The sequence below is a fragment of the Rhodovarius crocodyli genome, from assembly GCF_004005855.1.
Taxonomy (GTDB): Bacteria; Pseudomonadota; Alphaproteobacteria; order Acetobacterales; family Acetobacteraceae; genus Rhodovarius; species Rhodovarius crocodyli.
This window is the reverse complement of sequence record NZ_SACL01000003.1, coordinates 296,793-318,866: the sequence shown is the minus strand read 5'-3', so window position 1 is coordinate 318,866 and position 22,074 is coordinate 296,793. Positions and strand designations below refer to the sequence as shown.

Annotated in this window: 21 protein-coding genes; 15 read left to right on the top strand and 6 right to left on the bottom strand. The window is 68.5% G+C overall.

Features of this window, described 5'->3' with window-relative positions:
• Positions 1 to 16 precede the first annotated feature (16 nt).
• The 6 genes from EOD42_RS10730 to EOD42_RS10705 all read left to right on the top strand — a co-directional run bounded on the left by EOD42_RS10730 (position 17) and on the right by EOD42_RS10705 (position 6,752).
• Complete coding sequence (locus tag EOD42_RS10730) at positions 17 to 1,819, top strand: peptide ABC transporter substrate-binding protein (protein ID WP_127787518.1); 1,803 nt, start codon at positions 17 to 19, stop codon at positions 1,817 to 1,819.
• 7 nt (positions 1,820 to 1,826) lie between these two features.
• Entirely contained in the window at positions 1,827 to 2,786 is a 960-nt protein-coding gene (locus tag EOD42_RS10725) for an ABC transporter permease (RefSeq protein ID WP_127787517.1), read from the top strand.
• Positions 2,752 to 3,678, top strand: a complete 927-nt coding sequence (locus tag EOD42_RS10720; RefSeq protein ID WP_127787516.1) for an ABC transporter permease — start codon at positions 2,752 to 2,754, stop codon at positions 3,676 to 3,678. The genes EOD42_RS10725 and EOD42_RS10720 overlap by 35 nt, the downstream gene beginning before the upstream one ends.
• A complete protein-coding gene (locus EOD42_RS10715; RefSeq protein WP_127787515.1) occupies positions 3,675 to 4,661 on the top strand; it encodes an ABC transporter ATP-binding protein in 987 nt (328 codons plus the stop codon). Before EOD42_RS10720 ends, EOD42_RS10715 begins: the two co-directional genes overlap by 4 nt.
• Positions 4,658 to 5,635 carry an ABC transporter ATP-binding protein gene (locus EOD42_RS10710; protein ID WP_127787514.1) on the top strand — a complete coding sequence of 326 codons (978 nt, stop codon included), beginning with the start codon at positions 4,658 to 4,660 and terminating at the stop codon, positions 5,633 to 5,635. The genes EOD42_RS10715 and EOD42_RS10710 overlap by 4 nt, the downstream gene beginning before the upstream one ends.
• 160 nt (positions 5,636 to 5,795) lie before the next feature.
• Positions 5,796 to 6,752 carry an AEC family transporter gene (locus tag EOD42_RS10705; protein ID WP_127787513.1) on the top strand — a complete coding sequence of 319 codons (957 nt, stop codon included), beginning with the start codon at positions 5,796 to 5,798 and terminating at the stop codon, positions 6,750 to 6,752.
• Here the strand turns inward: EOD42_RS10705 and EOD42_RS10700 are convergent.
• Complete coding sequence (locus tag EOD42_RS10700) at positions 6,749 to 7,072, bottom strand: hypothetical protein (RefSeq protein ID WP_127787512.1); 324 nt, start codon at positions 7,070 to 7,072, stop codon at positions 6,749 to 6,751. The two genes, EOD42_RS10705 and EOD42_RS10700, sit on opposite strands and share 4 nt — an antisense overlap.
• A 253-nt stretch (positions 7,073 to 7,325) precedes the next feature.
• Between EOD42_RS10700 and EOD42_RS10695 the strand changes: the two genes are divergently transcribed.
• Together EOD42_RS10695 and EOD42_RS10690 are read left to right on the top strand one after the other, a co-directional pair.
• The gene (locus EOD42_RS10695; RefSeq protein ID WP_127787511.1) at positions 7,326 to 7,994 is read left to right on the top strand and encodes a hypothetical protein; all 669 of its coding nucleotides are present in this window, start codon (positions 7,326 to 7,328) and stop codon (positions 7,992 to 7,994) included.
• A gap of 64 nt (positions 7,995 to 8,058) precedes the next feature.
• Entirely contained in the window at positions 8,059 to 9,684 is a 1,626-nt protein-coding gene (locus EOD42_RS10690) for a GMC family oxidoreductase (protein ID WP_127787510.1), read from the top strand.
• Here EOD42_RS10690 and EOD42_RS10685 read toward each other — a convergent pair.
• A complete protein-coding gene (locus tag EOD42_RS10685; protein WP_240655112.1) occupies positions 9,681 to 10,601 on the bottom strand; it encodes a LysR family transcriptional regulator in 921 nt (306 codons plus the stop codon). The two genes, EOD42_RS10690 and EOD42_RS10685, sit on opposite strands and share 4 nt — an antisense overlap.
• A gap of 91 nt (positions 10,602 to 10,692) precedes the next feature.
• Between EOD42_RS10685 and EOD42_RS10680 the strand changes: the two genes are divergently transcribed.
• From EOD42_RS10680 to EOD42_RS10670, 3 genes are all read left to right on the top strand, one after another.
• Positions 10,693 to 11,448, top strand: a complete 756-nt coding sequence (locus EOD42_RS10680) for an SDR family NAD(P)-dependent oxidoreductase (protein WP_127787509.1) — start codon at positions 10,693 to 10,695, stop codon at positions 11,446 to 11,448.
• 1 nt (position 11,449) lies between these two features.
• Complete coding sequence (locus EOD42_RS10675) at positions 11,450 to 11,815, top strand: nuclear transport factor 2 family protein (protein WP_127787508.1); 366 nt, start codon at positions 11,450 to 11,452, stop codon at positions 11,813 to 11,815.
• Positions 11,816 to 11,999: 184 nt separating this feature from the next.
• On the top strand, positions 12,000 to 12,854 hold the full coding sequence (locus tag EOD42_RS10670; protein ID WP_240655137.1) for a tripartite tricarboxylate transporter substrate binding protein: 855 nt from the start codon (positions 12,000 to 12,002) through the stop codon (positions 12,852 to 12,854).
• An 18-nt stretch (positions 12,855 to 12,872) separates the two neighbouring features.
• Here EOD42_RS10670 and EOD42_RS10665 read toward each other — a convergent pair whose 3' ends face one another.
• Complete coding sequence (locus EOD42_RS10665) at positions 12,873 to 13,712, bottom strand: N-acyl homoserine lactonase family protein (protein ID WP_127787789.1); 840 nt, start codon at positions 13,710 to 13,712, stop codon at positions 12,873 to 12,875.
• A 93-nt stretch (positions 13,713 to 13,805) separates the two neighbouring features.
• Here EOD42_RS10665 and EOD42_RS10660 point away from each other — a divergent pair, with 93 nt between their 5' ends.
• Positions 13,806 to 14,393, top strand: coding sequence for a TetR/AcrR family transcriptional regulator (locus tag EOD42_RS10660; protein ID WP_164867876.1), 588 nt, complete (start codon positions 13,806 to 13,808; stop codon positions 14,391 to 14,393).
• A gap of 27 nt (positions 14,394 to 14,420) precedes the next feature.
• On the opposite strand, the gene EOD42_RS10655 is transcribed toward EOD42_RS10660, so the two are convergent.
• Both EOD42_RS10655 and EOD42_RS10650 read right to left on the bottom strand, forming a co-directional pair.
• Positions 14,421 to 15,611 carry an MFS transporter gene (locus EOD42_RS10655; RefSeq protein ID WP_127787505.1) on the bottom strand — a complete coding sequence of 397 codons (1,191 nt, stop codon included), beginning with the start codon at positions 15,609 to 15,611 and terminating at the stop codon, positions 14,421 to 14,423.
• A gap of 71 nt (positions 15,612 to 15,682) precedes the next feature.
• Complete coding sequence (locus EOD42_RS10650) at positions 15,683 to 16,534, bottom strand: LysR family transcriptional regulator (RefSeq protein WP_127787504.1); 852 nt, start codon at positions 16,532 to 16,534, stop codon at positions 15,683 to 15,685.
• 39 nt (positions 16,535 to 16,573) lie between these two features.
• Between EOD42_RS10650 and EOD42_RS10645 the strand changes: the two genes are divergently transcribed.
• On the top strand, positions 16,574 to 17,026 hold the full coding sequence (locus tag EOD42_RS10645) for an acyl-CoA thioesterase (RefSeq protein ID WP_127787503.1): 453 nt from the start codon (positions 16,574 to 16,576) through the stop codon (positions 17,024 to 17,026).
• Here the strand turns inward: EOD42_RS10645 and EOD42_RS10640 are convergent.
• Positions 16,998 to 17,450 carry an Lrp/AsnC family transcriptional regulator gene (locus EOD42_RS10640; protein WP_127787502.1) on the bottom strand — a complete coding sequence of 151 codons (453 nt, stop codon included), beginning with the start codon at positions 17,448 to 17,450 and terminating at the stop codon, positions 16,998 to 17,000. The genes EOD42_RS10645 and EOD42_RS10640 overlap by 29 nt on opposite strands.
• A 99-nt stretch (positions 17,451 to 17,549) precedes the next feature.
• Here EOD42_RS10640 and EOD42_RS10635 point away from each other — a divergent pair, with 99 nt between their 5' ends.
• Positions 17,550 to 20,900, top strand: a complete 3,351-nt coding sequence (locus EOD42_RS10635; RefSeq protein WP_164867875.1) for an indolepyruvate ferredoxin oxidoreductase family protein — start codon at positions 17,550 to 17,552, stop codon at positions 20,898 to 20,900.
• Between the two features lie 18 nt (positions 20,901 to 20,918).
• Positions 20,919 to 22,046 (top strand): acyl-CoA dehydrogenase family protein, encoded by a 1,128-nt coding sequence (locus EOD42_RS10630; RefSeq protein WP_127787500.1) that lies wholly within the window; start codon positions 20,919 to 20,921, stop codon positions 22,044 to 22,046.
• Positions 22,047 to 22,074: the final 28 nt, after the last annotated feature.

Below are 22,074 nucleotides of genomic sequence, written 5' to 3'. Positions count from 1 at the left end.
CGCTGGGAGAGTTGGCATGATGGAAGACGACCTGCGGCAGATGATCGGCCGCGTGCAGCGGGGCACGCTCTCGCGACGGGGTTTCGTGAAGCGCATGGCGGCCCTGGGCATCACCGCCCCCATGGCGACGCAGCTGCTGGCCATCACGGGCGCAGCACCCGCCGCCGCCCAGTCCGGCTCGGTTCCCGCCTATGCGCCCTCTCGCCGCGGCGGCGGCGGCGCGCTGAAGATCCTGTATTGGCAGGCCGCCACCCTGCTGAACCCGCATTTCGGGTCCGGCACCACCAACAACGACGCCAGCCGCGTGTTCTATGAACCCCTGGCCGGCTGGGCCACCGACGGCACGCTGTTCCCGATCCTGGCGGCCGAGATCCCTTCCACCGACAATGGCGGCATCTCGGCAGACGGCCGCACCATCACCTGGAAGCTGAAGCGCGGCGTGAAGTGGCATGACGGGGTGGAGTTCTCCGCCGACGACGTCGTGTTCAACTGGGAATACGCGAAGAACCCGGCCACCGCCGCCGTCACCTCCGGCTCCTACCGCGACGTGAATGTCGTGAAGGTGGACGACTACACGGTGCGGGTGGAATTCGCCCAGCCCTCGCCCTTCTGGGCCGATGCCTTCGTGGCTGCCGCCGGGCAGATGATCCCGAAGCATCTGTTCAAGGATTTCGTGGGCGCCAATGCGCGCGACGCCCCCACCAACCTGCGCCCGGTGGGCACCGGCGCCTACAAGTTCGTCTCCTTCGCGCCGGGCGACAATCTGCGCGCGGAGCTGAACCCGAACTACCACCGGGAGAACCGGCCCTATTTCGACACGCTGGAGATCAAGGGCGGCGGTGACGCGGCCTCGGCGGCGCGCGCGGTGCTGCAGACCGGCGACTATGACTATGCCTGGTCGCTGCAGGTGGAGGACGCGATCCTCAAGCGCCTGGAGGAAGCCGGCAAGGGCCGCGTGAACATCGTCGATGGCGGCAGCATCGAGTTCGTGCAGCTCAACACCACCGACCCGAACCGGGAGGTGGACGGCGAGCGTTCCTCGATCAAGACCGAGCACCCGGCCTTCCGCGACCCGGCCGTGCGCCAGGCCATGGCCCTGCTGATCGACCGCGGCGCGCTGGAGCAGCACATCTATGGCCGCGGCGGCCCCGCCACCGCCAATTTCCTGAACAACCCCCCGCGCTTCGTCTCGCCCAACACGCGCTGGGAGTTCAGCATCCAGAAGGCAAATGAGATCCTGGACCGCGCCGGCTGGGCGCGCGGGCGCGACGGCATCCGCGCCAAGGACAATGTGCGGCTGAAATTCGTGTTCCAGACCTCGGTCAACGCGCCGCGCCAGCGCACCCAGGCCATCTACAAGCAGGCCGCCCAGCGCGCCGGCATCGACCTGGAGCTGAAGTCCGTCACGGCCTCGGTGTTCTTCTCCTCGGATGTCGCGAACCCCGACACCTATGTGAAGCTGTTCGCCGACATGCAGATGTACACGACCACCATGCCGCAGGCCGACCCCGAGCGGTTCATGAACCAGTACACCTCGTGGGAATGCTCGACCAAGGCGAACAACTGGCAGGGGCGCAACATCGTGCGCTTCCGCAGCGAGGAATACGACGCGCTGTTCCGCCAGGCCCAGGGTGAGCTGGACCCGGTGAAACGCGCCAGCCTGTTCATCCGCATGAACGACATGGTGGTGAACAGCAACTACATCATCCCGCTGGTGAAGCGGCCCACCGTCAGTGCCAGCCTGAACAACCTGAACCCGGTGCTCAGCGCCTGGGACGGCACGATCTGGCTGCTGGGCGACTGGTACCGCACGACCTGAGCGCAGCGTGCTCCAGTACCTCACCCGCCGCCTGCTGATCGCGATCCCGAGCCTGCTCGGGATCAGCGTGATCCTGTTCACCATCCTCGCCCTGGCCCCGGGCGACCCGTTCGAGGAGCTGGCGACCAACCCCGCCATCCCGCCCGATGTGCGCGCCCATCTGCGCGCGAGCCTCGGCATGGATGACCCGGTGCACCTGCGCTACTTCGCGTGGCTCACCTCCATGCTGCATGGCGAATGGGGTTTCTCCTTCGTCAGCCGCATTCCGGTGGACCAGCTGATCCTGCAGCGCCTGCCGACCACCATCGCGGTGATCGGCACCTCGCAGATCGTCGCACTCTGCATCGCGCTGCCGGTGGGGGTGTTCGCCGCCACCCGGCCCTATTCCCTGTTCGACCAGATCGCGAACACGCTGGCCTTCATCGGTTTCTCGCTGCCCACCTTCTTCACGGGGCTGCTGATGATCCTCCTGTTCTCGATCCACCTCGGCTGGCTGCCCTTCGTGTTCCGCACCAGCATTGACGCCACGGGCTGGCGCTGGTGGTGGGAAATGGCGCGGCAGTCGATCATGCCCATCATGGTGCTGGGCCTGTTTCAGGGCGCGGCCTGGACCCGCTACGTGCGCTCCGCCGTGCTGGACGTGATCCGGCTGGATCATGTGACCACGGCGCGCGCCAAGGGCATTTCCGAGGGAAGCGTCACGCTGAAGCATGTGGTGCGCAACGCGATGATCCCGGTGGTCACGCTGGTCGCGCTCCAGATGCCCGCCGTGTTCGGCGGCGCCATCGTGACGGAACAGATCTTCCGCGTGCCCGGGGTGGGGTCGCTGCTGATCACCGCCATCCTGGCCAATGATACCCCCGTGATCATGGGCGTGACCTTCGTGTTCGCCTGCCTGGTCGTCTTCTTCAATCTCGTGGCGGATATTCTGTATGGCTGGCTCGATCCCCGCATCAGCTTCCGCTGAACCCGTTCGCCGCCCGCATGTCGGGCCGTGGAAGGAAGCGTGGCGGCGGTTCCGCAAGCACCGGCTGGCGGTGGTCAGCGCCGCGGTGCTGCTGCTGCTGATCCTCGGCGTGCTGCTGGGGCCCCTGTTCTGGACCCTGCCGATCGACGAGATCGACTTCGCGGCGACGCTGCAGGGGCCGACCCTGGCGCACCCGCTGGGCACCGACGACCTGGGCCAGGACCTGCTGGCGCGGGTGCTCTATGGCGGGCGTATCTCGCTGGCGGTGGGCTTCACGGCCATGCTGGTGGCCGTCGGCCTCGGCATCCTGGTCGGCAGCACCGCCGGCATGGCGGGCGGGCGCACCGATGCGGGGCTGATGTGGCTGACGGACCTGTTCCTGTCCCTGCCGCAGCTGCCGCTGCTGCTGCTCATCATCTATCTGTTCCGCGCCAGCCTGACGGAGGTCGTGGGCACCGAGCTCGGCGTGTTCATCCTGGTCGTCTCGGTGATCGGAGCGTTCAACTGGATGCCGGTGGCGCGCCTGGTGCGCGCCCAGTTCCTGTCCCTGCGGGAGAAGGAATTCGTCGAGGCCGCCCGCGCGCTCGGGGCTTCACGCCGGCGCCTCGTGCTGCGCCACATCCTGCCCAATGCGCTGGGGCCGGTCATCGTCGCCGCCACCATCGACATCGCGGCCGCCATCATCGCGGAGAGCACCCTGTCCTTCCTCGGCCTGGGCTTCCCGCCCGACATCCCCACCTGGGGCCGCCTGCTGTTCGATGCGAAGGACAATCTGGACTTCGCCCCGCATTGGGCGCTGGCCCCCGGCATCGCGATCTTCCTGACGGTCGTGTCCATCAACTTCGTGGGCGACGGCCTGCGCGACGCCCTGGACCCGAGGCGCGTGCTGTGACCCGGCTGCTCGAGATCAGCGGCCTCAAGGTGCATTTCCGCACCGATGACGGCTGGGTGCGCGCCGTGGACGGCGTGGATATCGGCGTGGACCGGGGCGAGACGGTCTGCATCGTGGGCGAGTCCGGCTGCGGCAAGACGGTCACGGCCAAGACGGTGCTGAAGCTGATCGACATGCCCCCGGGCAGGATCGTGGACGGTTCCATCATGTGGCAGGGGCGCGACCTGGTGCCGCTGGCCCCCGCCCAGATGCGCGGCATCCGCGCCAAGGAGATCGGCTTCATCTTCCAGGAGCCGATGACCAGCCTGAACCCGGTCTATACCGTGGGCGACCAGATCGCGGAGACGGTGCGCGAGCATGAGGGCCTTTCCCGCCGCGCCGCCATGGACCGCGCGGCCGAGATGCTGTCGCTGGTTAACATCCCGAACCCCACCAAGCGGGTGCATGACTATCCGCACCAGTTCTCGGGCGGCATGCGGCAGCGGGTGATGATCGCCATGGCGCTGTCCTGCAACCCGAAGCTGGTGATCGCGGACGAGCCCACCACGGCGCTGGACGTGACCATCCAGGCCCAGATCCTGGATCTGCTGGAGGAGATGAAGGAGCGCCTCGGCATGGCGGTGCTGCTCATCACCCACGCGATGGGGGTGGTGGCGGAAAACGCCCAGCGGGTGATCGTGATGTATGCCGGCAAGGTGGTGGAGGAAGCGCCGGTCGGGCCGTTGTTCGCACGGCCCCGGCACCCCTATACCCAGGGCCTCATCCGCTCCATCCCGCGCCTGGACCTCGCGGCCACCAGCCATCAGCGGCTGGAGGCGATACCGGGCAGCGTGCCTTCCCTGCTGCACCCGCCGGTGGGCTGCCGCTTCGCCGCGCGCTGCCGCCACGCCACCCCGGAATGCGTGGCCACCGAGCCCCCGCTGCGGGAGATCGACCCCGGCCACAAGGTCGCCTGCCACCACGCCGAAAGCCTCGCCGCATGAGCAGCGCCCCCCTGTTGCAGGTCGAGAACCTGGTGAAGCGCTTCGCGGTGAAGGGCGGCATCCTGCGCCGCACGGTGGCCGAGGTGCACGCGGTCTCGGGCGTGTCCTTCGACCTCGCGCCCGGCGAGACGCTGGGTCTGGTGGGGGAATCCGGCTGCGGGAAGTCCACCACCGGCCGGCTGATCCTCCGGCTGATCGAGCCCACCTCCGGCAAGGTCGCGTTCGAGGGGCAGGACATCACCGGCTACACCGAACAGCAGATGATCGCGCTGCGGCGCGACATGCAGATCATCTTCCAGGACCCCTTCGCCTCCTTGAACCCGCGCATGACGGTGGCCGCCATCATCGCGGAGGCGCTGATCATCCATGGCCTGGCCAAGACCGCGCGTGAGCGCGAGGAACGGGTGGTGGAGCTGCTGGAAACCGTGGGGCTGAACGCGGATCACATGCGGCGCTTCCCGCATGAGTTCTCGGGCGGGCAGCGGCAGCGCATCGGCATCGCCCGCGCGCTGGCCGTTTCCCCCAAGCTGGTGATCTGCGACGAGCCGGTCTCGGCGCTGGATGTCTCGATCCAGGCGCAGGTGGTGAACCTGCTGGAGGATCTGCAGGATAAGTTCGGCCTCACCTTCCTGTTCATCGCCCATGACCTGTCGGTGGTGGAGCACATCAGCGACCGGGTGGCGGTGATGTATCTGGGCCGGATCGTGGAGATCGCGAGCGCGCGGGAGCTGTATACCAACCCGCTGCACCCCTATACCGAGGCGCTGCTCTCGGCCGTGCCCATCCCGGACCCCACGATGAAGCGCCAGCGCATCCGGCTGAAAGGTGAGCTGCCGAGCCCGCTGAACCCGCCCAGCGGCTGCCATTTCCACACCCGCTGCCCGATCGCGGACCAGGGGCTGTGCCGGGAGGTGGCGCCGCCGCTGCGTGAAACTGCCGGCGGGCATATGGTGGCGTGTCACAAGCGAGGGTAGTGTCAGACCAGAATCTTCTTTTTCTGAAGAAAAAGAAGCAAAAAGACTTTCTGAATTTGAAGCAACCACAAGTGAAAAAAGTTTTTTGGTTCTTTTTTACAAAAAAGAACATCACTTCCATGCTGCCCAGGCCGGCAGCCACCTTGCCAGGGCAACACACATGCTGACGGCCTTTCTCGCCGTATTTCCGATCTTCGCGCTGATGGGCGCGGGCTTCATGGCCGGGCGGCTGAACTGGATGGGCCCGGCCGCGAGCGCCGAGCTGAACCGCTTCGTCATCTGGCTGGGCCTGCCGGCGCTGATGTTCCTGGTGATCGCGGAGGCCGATTGGGCGCGCCTGTGGCGGCCGGGCTTCGTCGCGGCCTATGCGCTGGGCAGTTGCCTAGTGATGCTGGCGGTCGCGGTCTGGGGCCGCCGGCGGGGGCAGAGCCTGACCGATGCCTCCCTGCTGGGGCTGAACGCCTGCTATGCCAATGTGGGCTACATGGGGTTCCCGCTGGCGGGCAACGTGTTCGGGCGCGAGAGCCTGGGCCTGGTGTCCATGACCGCGATCATCACGGTCGGGCTGCTGTTCGCGCTGGGCATCATCATGATGGAGGTGGGGCGCCAGAAGGCCGCGCATCCGCTGAAGCTGGCCGGCCGGGTCATGGCATCCGTCATGCGCAGCCCGATGGTGCTGTCGCCGCTGGCGGGCGGGCTGTGGGCGGCGCTGGGCGTGCCCCTGCCGGCGGCCATATCCTCGACCCTGCACATGCTGGCGGCCGCCGCCAGCCCCTGCGCGCTGGTGGCGATGGGGCTGTTCTTCGCGGAACAGGGGCGGGCCGACCGCGCACCCGCGGCCGGTCTGCCGCTGGGTGCCATCGCCATCAAGCTGTTCGGCCATCCGACGCTGGTGGGGCTGCTGGCCTGGGGCGCCTTCGGGCAGAACCTGTTCGCCACCGGCGTGGCGGTGCTGTGCGCCGCCCTGCCGACAGGCACCGGCGCCTTCATGCTGGCCGGCAACTACCGCGCGGATGTGCGCGGCACCTCGGTGTTCATCCTGGTCAGCACCGCGCTGTCGGTGCTGACTCTGGCCGGGCTGATCGCCGGGCTGGATGCGATGGGGCTGCGGCCTTAGCGGCAGACCCGGCGCTGCACGGTGCGCACGCGCCAGTGGCCCCAGCGGTCACGGAAGCGCACCTGGCGCGTCTGCACCCAGCAGCGCGGGCCGCGGCGGCGCGGCGGGCCGCCGTAGTACTGCGCCAGCTCGATATCGCCTTCCTCGGCCATCTCGTTCTGCAGCACCGCGTTCTCGGGCAGCAGTTCCTGCGGCTCGGCCGGGCCCGCGGGCAGGGCCGGCGACGGGGTCCGGGGGGCGGCCTCCGCGCTGCTCAGGGCGGCGGTGGCCATGGCGGCTGTGCCGGCAAGACCCAGGAAGAACAGGCGACGGCGTTCCATCTTGTACCTCATCGTTTGGATGCCCCGTTTGGATGCCCCCGGGGGGGGGCGGGGCCTGTCGTGACAACGTTCCCTGTTTCCGGATGGTTGCGCCGGATCGCACAGCCAGTTCGCCCCGTGAAAGCGGCGGTTTGAAGGCGATCCGTAACGATTGAAAAATCATCCTCGGCATCATTGAAAGCGTCTCAAATATAGTTTCTGCTCTCCTCACAAACGAATCGTGGTCATGGGCAATATCTGCCGCCCCTCATGAATGACGCGCCACCGCGCGACCGGAGAGATTTTGCGCATCGCATCAGTCCTGCGCCGCCTGGCGCCGCTGTTCCTGCTGGCCACGATGCTGCCGGCCTGCGCCACCATCGTCAGTGGCACGTCCAACATCTCCGTCGCGACGGAACCGCCCGGGGCGACCTGCGCGCTGGAACGAAGGGGTGAGGTCGTGGGCGGTATCGCCAGCACCCCCAGCATGGTGCGCGTGCCCCGCTCCATGCGGGACATGACGCTGCGCTGCAATCACCAGGCCTATGGCCAGGGCACGACGACCGTGCCCTCGGGCATCAACCCGATGATCATCGGCAATGTGCTGGTGGGCGGGCTGGTCGGGCTGGCCGTCGATGCCTCGACCGGTGCGATGGGCCGCTATCCGGAGGAAGTCTCGCTGACGTTGCAGCCCGACCCGCGCCTGGCCGGGGCGGGTGCCACGGACGACACCGCCCTGCTGCGCCGCGTGATGAATGAGCGCATCGCCGCCAGCCGCTTCATCTGCCCGCGCACGGGCCGTTCCCGCAGCGACTGCGCGGCCGAGGTCGAGAACCAGGAGCGGGAGCGCAACAGCCTGGGCGCGGCGCCGCGTCCCGCCGGGCCGGTCCCTGTGGGCACCTACTATCTTCAGCCCGTCACGCCGGGGATGTTCGGCAGCTAGCTTCCCGAACCCCTGGCTTCCTGCAAGATTACCGGCAGCGGGAAGCACCAGGGGAAGCGCGCAGATGGCCGACACCTTCGACTACATCATCATCGGCTCCGGCGCGGCGGGTTCCGTGCTGGCGGACCGCCTGAGCGAGGACGGCACCGCCAGCGTCTGCGTGCTGGAGGCCGGGCCGAAGGACACCAACCCCTGGATCCACATCCCCGCCGGCTTCACCAAGACCCTGAGCAACCCCGCCGTGTCCTGGCAGTTCAGCACCGAGCCCACGGAGATGACCGGCGGCCGCCGCATCCCCACCATCCAGGGCAAGGTGATGGGCGGCGGCACCTCCATCAACGGCATGATCTACAACCGCGGCCAGCCCGATGACCTGAACGGCTGGGCGCAGCGCGGCAACCGCAACTGGGGCTATGCCGACTGCCTGCCCTACTACAAGCGCAGCGAGAAGCGCGTCGGTGTCTCCGACGACACGCGCGGCAAGAACGAGGGCGGGATGCCCGTGACGGACATGGACTGGTTCCACCCGATCTCGGAGGCCTTCATCGAGGGCTGCCTCGCCTCCGGCCTGCCGCGCACGAAGGACTACAACAACGGCGACCAGTACGGCGTGGGCTACTTCCAGCGCATCATCGCGGGCAACCGCCGGCGCTCCGCCGCGCGGTCGCGCCTGGCGCCCGCCATGAAGCGCCCCAACACCGAGGTGCGCGTCAACGCCCGCGCCAGCCAGCTGGTGTTCGAGGGCAAGCGTTGCGTCGGCGTGCGCTATCAGACGCAGCAGGGTGCCGACCCCATCGAGATCCGCGCGAACCGTGAGGTCATCCTGTCCTGCGGGACGCCCAACACGGCGCGGCTGCTGCAGGTCTCGGGCATCGGCCCGGCCTGGCTGCTGGAGAAGCTGGGCGTGGCGCCGGTGCATGTCATGCCCGGCGTCGGCGAGAACTTCCGCGACCACTATGCCTCGCGCTTCGTGATGCGCGCCAAGCCCGGCGTGATCACGCTGAACGAGCTGGCCAAGGGCTGGCGGCTGGGGCTGGAGCTGGCGAAATGGGCGGCGGGCAAGCCCTCCATCCTGGCCACTGCCGTCAGCCATGTTCACCTGTTCCTCAAAAGCTTCGAGGGGCTGGACCAGCCCGACATCCAGGGCGTTCTGACGCCCGGCAGCTACAAGCCCGGCAAGACCTATATCCTGGACGATTATCCCGGCGTCTCGGCCGGCACCTGGCAGCACCGGCCGGAATCCAGCGGCTATGTGCGCGCCCGCAGCGCCAGCGTGTGGGAAGACCCGGAGCTGCAGCCCAACTACCTGTCCGTGGACACCGACCGCCAGGTGCACCTGGCCGGGCTGAAGCAGATGCGCAAGCTGCTGAACACGCCGCAGATGTCGCGCTTCCTGGAAGGCGAGATCCTGCCCGGCCCCCAGGTGCGGACCGACGATGAGCTGCTGGATTTCGCGCGCCAGAACGGCACCACCACCTATCACCTGATCGGGTCCGCCAAGATGGGCCCGGCGACCGACCCGATGGCCGTAGTGGACGACAACCTGCGCATCCATGGGCTGGACGGCATCCGCGTGGTCGATGCCTCCATCATGCCGACCATGACCAGCGCCAACACCATGGCGACCACGCTGATGATCGCGGAAAAGGCGTCGGACATGATCCGCGGCAAGGCGGCGCTGGCGGCCTAGGGCCTGCGGCCACCCGGGTTGGACAGGCGCGCGGCCAGGAAATCCGCCAGCGCCTGCACCTTGGCGGGGCGGTTGCGCGCGGTGGGCGTGACGAAATACAGCCCCCCCGGCGTGATGCTCCATTCCGGCAGCACCACCTCAAGCCGGCCGGCCGCCAGATGCTCGGCCGCGATGAATTCCGGCAGCTCCGCCAGGCCCATGCCCTCCAGCAGCGTCGGCAGCAGCGCGTCCACATTCGTGACCCGCAGCGGGCCTGACGGCGCGATGGCCACCGTCTCGCCCGCCGGGCCTGTGAAGCGCCACACATCGCCGCGCGCCCGATAGGCATAGCCCAGCCCATGATGGGCCGTGAGTTCACCGGGATGCTGCGGCCGGCCATAGCGCGCCAGATAGGCCGGCGCGGCCACGATCATGCGCCGCATCGGGCACAGACGCCGCGCCACCAGCGAGGATTCCTCCAGCACAGCGATGCGCAGCGCGGCGTCGAAGCCCTCTCCGATCAGGTCCACGCTGGCGTCGCTCAGATGCAGGTCGATGTTGATATCCGGATAGGCGCGGAAGAAGTCGGGCAGCAGCGGCGCCACCCAGCGCAGCCCGAAGGACATGGGCACCGCCAGGCGCACGGTGCCGCGCGGGCGGCTGGCCAGTTCCCGCGCGCTGCTCTCGGCCTCCTCCGCCTCCCACAACACGCGGGCCGCGCGCTCCGCCACGCCCCGGCCCAGATCCGTCAGGGCGAGCCTGCGTGAGCTGCGGTTGAACAGCCGCCCGCCCAGCTTCTCCTCCAGCCGCGCCACCGCGCGGGACACGGTGGCGACGGACACGCCCAGGCTGCGGGCCGCCCCGGCATAGGAGCGTTCGTCCGCCACCCGCGCGACCATGGCCAGCGCCTCGAAATCCGGCAGTCCCAACATCGACATTCCTGCAACGATGGATTTCCATCCTTTCTATTTTGAAATCACCGGCCTGACCACATTCTCCGCCCATCGACATTGAACGGAGATTTTTCCCATGGTTCGCAAACTTGAAGGCAAGGTCGCAGTGGTCACCGGCGGCACCAGCGGCATCGGCCTGGCCACCGCCCGGCGCTTCGCGGCCGAAGGCGCGCGCGTCTTCGTCACCGGCCGCCGCCAGGCGGAGCTGGACGCGGCGGTGGCCTCCATCGGCCCCAACGCCACCGGCATCCAGGCCGACTCCACCCGCTCCGAAGACCTGAACCGCCTGTATGAGCGCGTGAAGGCAGAGGCCGGGCGCATCGACGTGCTGTTCGCCAATGCCGGCGGCGGCACCATGCTGCCGCTCGGCGCCATCACCGAGGAACAGTACGAGGACACCTTCGGCCGCAACGTGAAGGCCGTGATCTTCACCGTGCAGAAGGCCCTGCCGCTGCTGGTGGACGGCGCCTCCATCATCCTCACCGGCTCCACGGCGGGTACGGTCGGCACGGCAGCTTTCAGTCTCTACAGCGCCTCCAAGGCGGCGGTGCGCAATCTGGCCCGCAGCTGGACGCTGGACCTGAAGGCGCGCGGCATCCGGGTGAACGTCATCAGCCCGGGCCCCATCCGCACGGCGGGGCTGGTCGAACTGGCGGGCGACGACAAGGCGCAGCAGCAGGGGCTGCTGGACTATATGGCCAGCCAGGTGCCGCTGGGGCGGGTGGGTGAGGCGGAGGAGATCGCGGCCGCCGTGCTGTTCCTCGCCTCGGCCGAGAGCAGCTTCGTCGCGGGCGCCGAGCTGTTCGCCGATGGCGGCCTGGCGCAGGTCTGACATGGGCACCCCGATCGCCAGCCTGCTGACGCGCAACCTGCACGAGGTGTTCGGCGAAGCCGACGCCCCGCGCCGGCGGGCCGCCATCGCCGCGCTGTTCACCGAGGATGCGCGGTTCCTGGACCATGACGCGGCGCGCATGGGCCACGCCGCGCTGGACCAGGCCGTCACGGAGCTCCAGGCCCGGTTTCCGGGATGGGTGTTCCGCGAACGGGATACGCCCCGGGTAGTGGGCGAGGCAGGGCTGCTTGCCTGGGCCTACGGCCCGCCGGGCGAGGCCCCGCGCGTCACCGGCCAGGACGTGATCCTGACCCGCGACGGCCGGATCCAGCAGCTCCTGGTGTTCCTGGACCCGCCGCAGGGCTGAAAGCGACGCGCCGCGCAGCCCTGCGCGGCGCGCGCCCCGATTGACACGACCGGTCGGTAGGGGCTTCCTGGCGGCAGGAACGCTCCAGGGAACACCCACCATGAAACGCGCATTGCTCGCGGCCGCCTGCGGCCTGTCTATTCTTGCCCACAGCGCGCAAACGCATGCGCAAAATGCCGTGACGATGATCGTCAACTTCTCCGCCGGCGGGTCCACCGACCTGATGGCGCGCATCATCCAGCCGGAATTCGCCGCCGCCCTCGGCACCACCATGGTCATCAAGAACACGTCCGGTGCGAACGGCACGGTGGGCGCGATGGAAATGACCCGCGCAGCCCGCGACGGCAACACCATCCTGATGACGCCGGGCGGATCGCTGGTGCTGACGCCTCATACCCGCGGCGCGCCCTTCCGCAACGCGGATTTCGCGCCGGTCTGCCAGGTGGTGAACGCGCCGATCATCATGCTGACCACGCAGGAAAGCGGCATCCGCACCCTGAATGATGTGCTGGCCCGCGCCCGCGCCGAACGCGGCGCCTTCGCCCTGGCCAATACCGGCCCGGGCAGCACGCCGCATATCAGCTCCATCTCGCTGGAGCGCCTGACCGGCGTGGAGTTCAACCACATCCCGTTCCGCGGGTCGGGCGATGTGGTGCAGGCGCTGGCGGCGGGGCAGATCCAGCTGTTCACCGACCAGGCCTCGCTGATCCAGCAGTACAACTACCACCCGATCGCGGTGTATGCGGAACGCCGTATGGCCGAATTCCCCAACACCCCCACGATGCGGGAACTGGGCTATGACCTGTCCTTCTCCATCTGGTCGGGCTTCTACGCCCCGGCCGGCACGCCGGAGCCCATCCTGGACCGGCTGGACGCGGCCTGCGCTCGCATGGTGCAGAGCCGGGCGGTGGTCGACGGGCTGGGCCGGCTGAACATGCCCATCGAGTACCGGAATCGCGCGGATTTCACCGCCTTCCACAACGCGGAATATGCGCGGTATGAGCAGATGGTCAGGCAGTTCAATCTGCGGGTGAACTGATGAAGGCGGCGCGCCTGTTCAGATAAAGGTCCGGCACGCAGCAAGGCGGGCCGGTCCATCCGGATCATGCGAAGGCAGGATGATCGTCGGCGTCGACGATGCGTATTCGGTAATCCGGCGCAGGGTGTCCTTGGCAGTTTCCGGGTCGAAGGTTACGCCATCGGCCTTGCCCGCGCGGAGGATGCTCTCGGCGTAAGTCGCATCCGCGGCGATGAAGATAGACAGCTCCTCCTGGCGTATCAGGACGGACACATGCCCGTTGACATGGCCGGGCGTCGGCACGAGTGCGACCCGGCCATCCGATGTGATGGGATGCGACGACACGAAGGGACCGATGGCGGGACCGCCCAGCGTCACCAACTCAGGCCGGAACCAGATCGGCCAGCGCTGCGGCAGGCAACCGCCGATCTTGCCGCGCAGGCCGCGCGAGAATTCATAGTTCTCCCTGGTCACCATGATGCGCGTATGGGGAAAGTGGTCGAGGCCCCCGGCGTGATCGTGGTGCATATGCGTGAGAATGACGGCTGCGATGTCGCGAGACGGGTCGAGGTTCATTGCCAGCAGCTGCGCTCCCACCTCCTCGTGAGGCGCGACCTTGACCACTACCTCTTTGGTGAAGAATGGGTTCCAGCGGGGCAGATAGCCCGGCACCGAATTGCGCCATGTATCGCCGGTGTCGATGAGAAAGCGCCCCTCGGGATGCTCGACGAGAAAGCAGAAGATGGGCAACGGCTCCGACCAGTCTGGGTCACGGAAGATGTCTATCTTGCGCCCGATGCCGCTCCGTCCGTCACGGCCGGCCTGCTGTGCCGTCTTCACGCGGACCGAGCCGGTGCGAATGGGCGTTACCGTGATCATCCTGATCACTCCCTTTTCATAAAACGAATGATCGTTTTATATATGCCCCGCATCGAACGGTAAAGAACGTTCATTCTTTTTGGAGCATCCCAGTTGCCCAGACTGACCGACAGACGCCGCTCCGAGCGCAGAGCCCATGTCCTGCTGGCTGCCCGCCTGTGCTTTCAGGCCCAGGGATTCCACGCGACAAGCATGGGTGACATCGTCAAGGCATCGGCACTCTCCGCCGGTGCGGTCTATGGCTATTTCAAGAGCAAGGAGGAACTCATTCTGGCCGCCGCCGAAGCCTCGATGCTGGAGCTGCGGGAGGAAATTCTACCGATCCTTGGCCGCGATCCGCCCCCGCCGCGGGATTTCCTGCGGCAGATCCAGGACAGCGTGAACAGGATCTCGGACCGCGGTCCGATCGATCTGCGGCGCATGGCCGTCCTGGGATGGGCTGAAGCACAACGCAATGAAGCGCTGCGCCATCAGCTTCGCGGCCACTATGGGGAATTCCTAAAGGAACTGATCCGGATCGCCGAGATCTGGCACGGCAACGGGATCACGGCCGGATCCACCCCGATATCGACGGCCAGCCTGGTCATGTCGGCGATCTTCGGCTTCCTCGCCCAGGCAGCGATCTGGGATGCACTGCCCGGAACGGACCAGGACGCTGACATCGGTTACATCATACGCTAGGTCCGACAGGGCGATGGTTGTCGGCGCCTACTCCGCCGCCACCATCGCCTGCCTGCTCGCCCCCCGCGCCGACCCGGCGCAGAACAGCGACATCGCCAGGAACCCCGCGATCACCGGCAGCACCAGCCAGGGCAGGCCGAAGTCGATCAGCAGCCCCAGCGGCACCGGGGTGATGGCGCCCCCCAGCGGCAGGCCGGAGCTGACGAAGCCGAACACCTTGCCGATCTCGCCGGGCGGGCAGGCATCCTTCAGCATCACGTCGCGCGGGGTGCGGCTGGCGCCCATGGCCAGGCCCGCCGCCAACGCGACGAAGGGCATGGCGGCATAGGGCATGGGCACCAGGCCCAGCGACAGCAGCGCCACCATGCAGAACAGCGTCAGCCCCAGCACGAACAGCAACAGGTTGGACTTGGTCTTGTCCGTCACCCAGCCGCCGATCAGCGTGCCGCCGGTCGCACCCATCATGTAGCCGGTCAGCGCGAAGCTCGCGATTTCAACGGGCGTGCCCCACAGCTGCCCCAGCACCGTGATCAGGAAGGATTGCAGCCCGGCGCCCACCATGGCGGAGAACAGGAAGAAGCCGAAGAACAGCAGGATCGGCTTGCTGAACAGCAGTTCCCGCGCCGCGGCGGGCTTGGCGTCACGCGGCTTGGCCTGGTCATGCAGGATGCGGCTTTGCCACAGGATGCCGGCCACCACCGGCAGGCCCAGCAGCCCCACCGTGACCAGCGTGCCGCGCCAGCCCAGCCACGGCATCAGCAGCGCGATCACGGGCGGCGCCAGCGCGAAGCCGAGGTTGCCCGTGAAGGTATGCAGCGCGAAGGCGCGGCCCATGAACTCCTTGCGGATGGAGCCCGCCAGGATCGCGTAGTCCGCCGGGTGGATCACGCTGTTGCCGATGCCCGACAGCACGGCCAGCGCCAGGATCATCCAGTAATCCGTGACCATCCCCATGGCGGAAATGGACAGCGCCATCAGCAGCGTGCCCCCCACCAGGAAGGGCCGCGCGCCGTATTTGTCGACCAGGAAGCCCACCGGCGTCTGCAGCACCGCCGTGGTGCCGGACATCAGCGCGACCGACAGCCCCAGCATGGCATAGGAGACCTCGAATTCCCCGCGCCAGGTGATGAACAGCGGCGCCAGGCACAACACATAGAAATGGCTGAGAAAATGCCCGGTTCCGATCAGGCTGACGATGCGGGCGTCGGAGTTCTGCATGGGGCGTTTCCGGAGAAATACTTGCAGCGAAGGCTGAGGCCCCGGCCCTGCCCCGTCAACGCGGTGATTTCTTAACGAAGTTCCACGCTTTCCCGCAGCAGGCCGATCAGCGGCTCGATCAGGGGCGATTGGCGTGTCTCGTCGCCGAAGACGCACATCTGCGCGGTGCCGGCCTCGGGCAGGCCCGACAGCACTTCCAGGCCCGGCAGCAGCCCATGCCGGCCCAACACCGTCACGCCCAGCCCCGCCTGGGCGGCCGCCGCCACGGCCAGCAGGCTGGCGGAGGTATAGGTGACGTCGAAGCCGCGCCCGTCGCGCGCCAGCGCGGCCATGGCGCGTTCGCGGAACATGCAGCCCTGCGGCAGCATGGCCAGCGGCAGGGGGCGGCCGGGGTCCACCGAAAAGCCGGGTGCCGCGACCCAGACGATGTCCTCGGTGAACACCAGCCGGCCGGCGGTCTCACCGTCGCGCCGCTTGCCGATCACCAGGTCCAGCTCGCCGCGCTCCTGCGCTGCGCGCAGCTCGTGGCTGCGGCCGACCTCGACCATCAGGTGCAGCTCGGGCCACAGGCGGCCGGCGCCGGCCAGCAGCGGGGCCAGGTTGCGCGGCACGAAATGGTCGGCCACGCCCAGCCGCAAGGTGCCGGAGACAGGGGGCGCGATCATCCGCTGCACCGCCTCGTCGTTCAGCGCCAGCATGCGGCGGGCATAGGCGATCAGCGTCTCGCCCTCACGCGTCAGGGCCACGCCGCGGGTCAGCCGCTCGAACACCGGCTTGCCCAGCAGTTCCTCCAGCTTGCGGATCTTCAGCGAGACGGCGGATTGCGTGAGGCCGAGCGCCGCGCCGGCGGCGGTGAAGCCGCCACGCTCGGCGACGGCCACGAAGCCGCGCAGCAGGTCGAGGTCCAGGTCCGGGATGCGCATGGGCTGCTTTCTGGGCATGCTGGCGGCAGGAGTAAAGACATGTCCAGAACACCACCCGGCACGCGCGCCGACTATGCCGCCTTCACCCCCATCACCACGCGATGGGCGGACAACGACGCCTACGGGCACATCAACAACGTGCAGTACTACAGCTTCTTCGACACGGCGGTGAATGCCTGGCTGGTGCGGCAGGGGCTGCTGGACATCACGGCCAGCGCCGAGATCGGGTTGGTCGTGGAAACCGGCTGCCGCTATCACCGACCCATCGCCTACCCGGACCCGATCGAGGTCGGCATGCGGCTGGCGTCGCTGGGCAATTCCTCGATCCGGTATGAGCTGGCGGTGTTCGCCCCCGGGAACGACACGGCCGCCGCCGAGGGGCATTTCGTGCATGTCTATGTGGACCGCGCGACCGGCCGGCCGTCGCGCCTGCCGGATGCCTTGCGCGCCGCGGCGGAGAGCCTCAGGGCACCGGGGAGTGGCTCTGCTTGAGGCGCCTCAGCGTGAAGATGGTGCGGGTGTGCCGCACACCCGGCAGCTTGTAGATCTTCTCCCGCAGCAGTTTCTCATACCCCGCCGTGCCCCCCACGGCGGCCTGCAGCACATAGTCGTACTCGCCCGTCACCAGCCAGGCTGAGATCACTTCCGGCATCGCGTTCACCGCGGCCTCGAAGCGGTGAAGCGTCTCCTCATCGTGCTTCTCGCACATGATCTCGATCAGCACGGTGTCGGGCAGGCCGAGCTTCTCCTGGTCGATCAGGGCGGTGTAGCCCTGGATCACCCCTTCTGCCTCCAGCTTCTTCACGCGTGACCAGCACGGGCTGGGCGACAGGCCCACGCGCTCCGCCAAATCGGTGTTGCTGATCCGGGCCTCGGATTGCAGCACCCGAAGAATCTTCCGGTCGATATGGTCCATGGCGGCAGATCCTCCTGTTTGTTCGGCGGCGCACAAACGTCTTCGGAATATTCTTGCACAGTTCGCGGTGCATCCTTCCACCCAAAGGATACCGTCCAAATGAGCCGCATCGACCGCATCACGCTGGACCACAAATGGAACAGCCTGCACGAGGACACGCTGCTGACCGGCACCCAGGCGCTGGTGCGCCTGCCGCTGCTGCGGCGCCAGTTGGATGAGGCGTTGGGCCTGGACACGGGCGGCTACATCACCGGCTATCGCGGCAGTCCCCTGGGCAATTACGACCGCGAGCTGTCGCGCCACACCGCGCGCCTGGCCGAGGCGCATGTGGTGTTCGAACCCGGCCTGAACGAGGAGCTGGCCGCCACCGCCTGTTGGGGCACGCAGCAGCTGAACCTGATGGCCGGGGCGAAGCACCAGGGCGTGTTCGCCATCTGGTACGGCAAGGGCCCGGGACTGGACCGCAGCGGCGACGTGATCCGCCATGCCAACAACTATGGCACGGCGCCCTTGGGCGGGGTGCTGGCGCTGTCGGGCGACGACCCGGCGGCGAAGTCCTCCACCGTCACCAACAGCAGCGAATACGCCTGGCTGGACCTGGAAGTGCCCTTCCTGGACCCAGCCGATGTCGCGGAGGTGCTGGAATACGGCGTGAAGGGCATCGCGCTGTCGCGTGCCTCGGGCCTGTGGGTGGGCATGAAATGCGTGGCGGAGACGATGGACGCCACCATGACCCTGCGCGTGGACCCTGAGCACTTCGCCACCACCGCGCCCGTGACCGGCGACTTCCATATCCGCCAGGGCGACACGGCCCAGGCCGCGGAGGCGCGGCTGCGGGGTCTGCGCCTGCCGGCGGCCCTCGCCTTCGCCCGCGCCAACGGGCTGAACCGCATCATGGCCGATGCGCCCAACCCGCGCTTCGGCATCGTCGCGCGCGGAAAGGCGTGGAACACGCTGCGCCAGGCGCTGCAGGATGCGGGGCTGACGCCGGCCATGCTGCGCGATGCGGGGGTGCGGCTGCTGAAGCTCGGCATGCCCTGGCCCTTCGATGCCGACCTGGCGCGCGAATTCGCCGCCGGCATGGAGGAAGTGCTGGTCATCGAGGACCGCCGAGCCTTCACCGAGACGATGCTGCGCGAGGCGCTGTACGGCCTGCCGAACGCGCCCCGAATTACCGGCAAGCGCGGCGGCGATGGCGCGCCGCTGCTCTCGGAAAACGGCGAATTGGATGCCGCCGCCGTGCTGCGGGCGCTGGCCGCCCGCCTGCCGATCCAGACCGAGGACATGGCCCGCCGCGTGGCCGAGCTGGACGCGCTGGCCGCTGCCGCCACCGTGCCGGTGCACATGCGCGCGCCGCATTTCTGCCCTGGCTGTCCGCACAACACCTCGACCAGGCTGCCCGCGGGCAGCCAGGGCATGGCTGGCATCGGTTGCCACTTCCTGGTGACGAACATGAACCGGGAGACGCCCTTCTATACCCAGATGGGCGGCGAGGGCATGCCGTGGCTGGGCCAGCGGCACTTCACCAGCACGCCGCACATGTTCGCCAATCTGGGCGACGGCACCTATGCGCATTCGGGGTCTCTGGCGGTGCGCGCCGCGATCGCGGCCCGCGCCAACGTCACCTACAAGATCCTGGTGAACAGCGCGGTCGCCATGACCGGCGGCCAGCAGCCCGACGCCGATGTGGGCGTGCCGCGCCTGGCGGCCCAGATGGTGGCGGAGGGCGCCACCCGCGTGGTCGTGGTGGGTGACGACCCCGAGCGCCACCAGGGCGACCCGCTGATCCCCGCCGGCGTCACCTTCCACGCCCGCGCCGATCTGGACGCGGTGCAGAAGGAGCTTCGGGAAATCCCGGGCGTGACGGTGCTGCTCTACGACCAGGAATGCGCTACGGAGCGCCGCCGCCACCGCAAGCGCGGCACCGCCCCGGCAGCGGCCCGCCGGGCCGTCATCAACCCGCGCGTGTGTGAGGATTGCGGCGACTGTTCCCGCGCCAGCAACTGCATCGCGGTGGAGCCCGTCGAGACCCCCTGGGGCCGCAAGCGCCACATCGACCAATCCGCCTGCAACCAGGACATGTCCTGCGTCGAGGGCTTCTGCCCCAGCTTCCTGACGCTGGAAGGTGCCGAGCCCAGCAAGCCCGGCCTGCCCGCCGCCCTGCTGCCCCCGCCCGAACCCGCGCGCCCGCCGCAGACCGAACCCTGGAACCTGCTGCTGGCCGGTGTCGGCGGCCAGGGCATCACGGCGCTGGCCGCGATCCTGGCCATGGCCGCGCATCTGGAAGGCCGCCCGGTGCGGGGCGTGGACATGCTGGGCCTGGCCCAGAAGGGCGGCGGCGTCTACGGCCAGCTGCGCATCGGCCTGGCCGACGCGGCACCCGAGACGCTGACCGGCCCGCGCATCGGCCAGGGCCAGGCGGACCTGATGCTGGCCGCCGACATCGTGGTGGCGCATGGCCGGTTCGCCCGCCCCATGCTGGGCACGGACCGCAGCGTGGTCATCGCCAGCGATGCCGTCTCCCCCACCCAGCAATTCGTGCTGAACCCCGAAACCAGGCTGGACGCCCCCGCGATGCGCGAAGCCCTGCGCAGCGCGGCGAAGGAGCTGGTGACGCTGCCCGCCGCCAAGGTGGTGGAGGATGAATTCGGCGACCTGATCTTCCTGAACGCCTATCTGCTGGGTGTGGCCTATCAGCGCGGGCTGGTGCCGCTGGGCGCCGCCGCCATCCTGCGCGCCTTCGAGCTGAACGGCGCCGAGGTGGCCCGCAACCAGGCCGCCTTCACCGCCGGCCGGCGCGACGCGCTGGCCCCCGTGGAAGCACCCGCGCCCGAGACGCTGGAGGCGATGATCGACCGGCTGGCCGATGACCTGACCGGCTGGCAGAACCGCCGCACCTCTCGCCACTACCGCGAGGTGGTGGCGCGCGTGGCGGCCGCCGAGCGCCCGCTGGGCAGCACCCGCCTGACCGAAGCCGTGGCCCGCCAGCTCTATCGCCTGACCGCCTACAAGGACGAGTACGAGGTCGCGCGCCTGCATGCGGACCCCGCCTGGCAGGCGGAGCTGGCCGCGCATTTCCAGGGCACGAAGGCCATCCACATGCATCTGGCCCCGCCCGCGCTGGGTGAGCGCAAGCGCGATTTCGGCCCCTGGATGCTGCGTGCCATGGGCTGGCTCAGGCACGGCAAGTTCCTGCGCGGCACCGCGCTGGACCCCTTCGGCCGCACCGGGGAGCGCCGCGAGGAACGCGCCTTGGCCGCGTGGTTCGAGGCCGGGCTGGAGGAATTGCTGCCGAAGCTGCTCACCCACCACACGGCCATCTGCGAATGGGCCGAGGCCGCTGCCGGCATCAAGGGGTATGGCCCCATCAAGGCCCGCAACCTGGCCGCCGCACGCCGCCGGATGGATTCCATGAGGGCTTCGCTTTCCGCCCCTGCCCCGGCAGAGTGACGGGAAACAGGAAACGCCATGTTCGAACTCCCCGAAACCACTCTCGCGGTGCGCGAGATGGCGCTCGATTTCGCCGCCACGCGCCTGGCCCCCAACGCCCAGGCCTGGGACGAGGCCCGCCACTTGCCCGTGGATGTGCTGCGGGAGGCCGCGGCGCTGGGCATGGCCGGCATCTATGTGCGCGAGGAATCGGGCGGTTCCGGCCTGACGCGGCTGGATGCCGCCGTGATCTTCGAGGCCTTGGCGACCGGCTGCCCGGCGATCTCGGCCTTCCTGTCGATCCACAACATGGTCGCCTGGATGATCGACCGCTTCGGCAATGACGCGCAGCGCGCCGAGCAGCTGCCCGCCCTGCTGACGATGGAGCGCATCGCCAGCTATGCCCTGACCGAGCCCGGCGCGGGCAGCGACGCGGCGGCGCTGTCCACCCGCGCCGCGCGGGACAACCAGGGCTTCGTGCTGGACGGCACCAAGCAGTTCATCTCGGGCGCCGGCGTCAGCGACCTGTACCTGACCATGGCGCGCACGGGCGGGCCCGGGGCCAATGGGGTGTCGGCGCTGCTGATCCCGAAGGACACGCCGGGCCTGTCCTTCGGCGCCAATGAGAAGAAGATGGGCTGGAACGCCCAGCCCACCCGGCAGGTGATCTTCGAGGGCGCGCGGGTGCCGGCCGAGGCCCTGCTGGGCGAGGAAGGCCATGGGTTCCGCTATGCCATGGCGGGGCTGGATGGCGGGCGGCTGAACATCGCGGCCTGCTCGCTGGGGGGCGCGCAGCGGGCGCTGGACATCGCGCAGGCCTATGTGAAGGAACGCCGGGCCTTCGGGCGCACGGTCGCGGATTTCCAGGCCACCCAGTTCCGCCTGGCCGACATGGCGACGGAGCTGGAGGTGTCGCGCACCTTCCTGTGGCGGGCCGCCGCCAAGCTTGATGCCAAGGCGCCCGATGCGACGCGTTTCTGCGCCATGGCCAAGCGCCACATCACCGACAACTGCCACCGCGTGGCGGACGAGGCGCTGCAGCTGCTGGGCGGCTACGGCTATCTGGCCGACTACGGCATCGAGAAGCTGGTGCGCGACCTGCGCGTGCACCGCATCCTGGAAGGCACGAACGAGATCATGCGGGTGATCATCGCGCGCGGAATCTGACTTGCGCTGAAAGCTATACAGGGCAGGA

What these genes read in the sequence shown, in the direction of transcription:
- EOD42_RS10730 (WP_127787518.1), top strand. Translation starts at nt 17, where the DNA reads ATGATGGAAGACGACCTGCGGCAGATGATCGGCCGCGTGCAGCGGGGC.
- EOD42_RS10720 (WP_127787516.1), top strand. Translation starts at nt 2,752, where the DNA reads ATGGCTGGCTCGATCCCCGCATCAGCTTCCGCTGAACCCGTTCGCCGC.
- EOD42_RS10710 (WP_127787514.1), top strand. Translation starts at nt 4,658, where the DNA reads ATGAGCAGCGCCCCCCTGTTGCAGGTCGAGAACCTGGTGAAGCGCTTC.
- EOD42_RS10705 (WP_127787513.1), top strand. Translation starts at nt 5,796, where the DNA reads ATGCTGACGGCCTTTCTCGCCGTATTTCCGATCTTCGCGCTGATGGGC.
- EOD42_RS10700 (WP_127787512.1), bottom strand. Translation starts at nt 7,072, where the DNA reads ATGGAACGCCGTCGCCTGTTCTTCCTGGGTCTTGCCGGCACAGCCGCC.
- EOD42_RS10695 (WP_127787511.1), top strand. Translation starts at nt 7,326, where the DNA reads ATGACGCGCCACCGCGCGACCGGAGAGATTTTGCGCATCGCATCAGTC.
- EOD42_RS10690 (WP_127787510.1), top strand. Translation starts at nt 8,059, where the DNA reads ATGGCCGACACCTTCGACTACATCATCATCGGCTCCGGCGCGGCGGGT.
- EOD42_RS10685 (WP_240655112.1), bottom strand. Translation starts at nt 10,601, where the DNA reads ATGTCGATGTTGGGACTGCCGGATTTCGAGGCGCTGGCCATGGTCGCG.
- EOD42_RS10680 (WP_127787509.1), top strand. Translation starts at nt 10,693, where the DNA reads ATGGTTCGCAAACTTGAAGGCAAGGTCGCAGTGGTCACCGGCGGCACC.
- EOD42_RS10675 (WP_127787508.1), top strand. Translation starts at nt 11,450, where the DNA reads ATGGGCACCCCGATCGCCAGCCTGCTGACGCGCAACCTGCACGAGGTG.
- EOD42_RS10670 (WP_240655137.1), top strand. Translation starts at nt 12,000, where the DNA reads ATGATCGTCAACTTCTCCGCCGGCGGGTCCACCGACCTGATGGCGCGC.
- EOD42_RS10665 (WP_127787789.1), bottom strand. Translation starts at nt 13,712, where the DNA reads ATGATCACGGTAACGCCCATTCGCACCGGCTCGGTCCGCGTGAAGACG.
- EOD42_RS10655 (WP_127787505.1), bottom strand. Translation starts at nt 15,611, where the DNA reads ATGCAGAACTCCGACGCCCGCATCGTCAGCCTGATCGGAACCGGGCAT.
- EOD42_RS10650 (WP_127787504.1), bottom strand. Translation starts at nt 16,534, where the DNA reads ATGCGCATCCCGGACCTGGACCTCGACCTGCTGCGCGGCTTCGTGGCC.
- EOD42_RS10645 (WP_127787503.1), top strand. Translation starts at nt 16,574, where the DNA reads ATGTCCAGAACACCACCCGGCACGCGCGCCGACTATGCCGCCTTCACC.
- EOD42_RS10640 (WP_127787502.1), bottom strand. Translation starts at nt 17,450, where the DNA reads ATGGACCATATCGACCGGAAGATTCTTCGGGTGCTGCAATCCGAGGCC.
- EOD42_RS10635 (WP_164867875.1), top strand. Translation starts at nt 17,550, where the DNA reads ATGAGCCGCATCGACCGCATCACGCTGGACCACAAATGGAACAGCCTG.
- EOD42_RS10630 (WP_127787500.1), top strand. Translation starts at nt 20,919, where the DNA reads ATGTTCGAACTCCCCGAAACCACTCTCGCGGTGCGCGAGATGGCGCTC.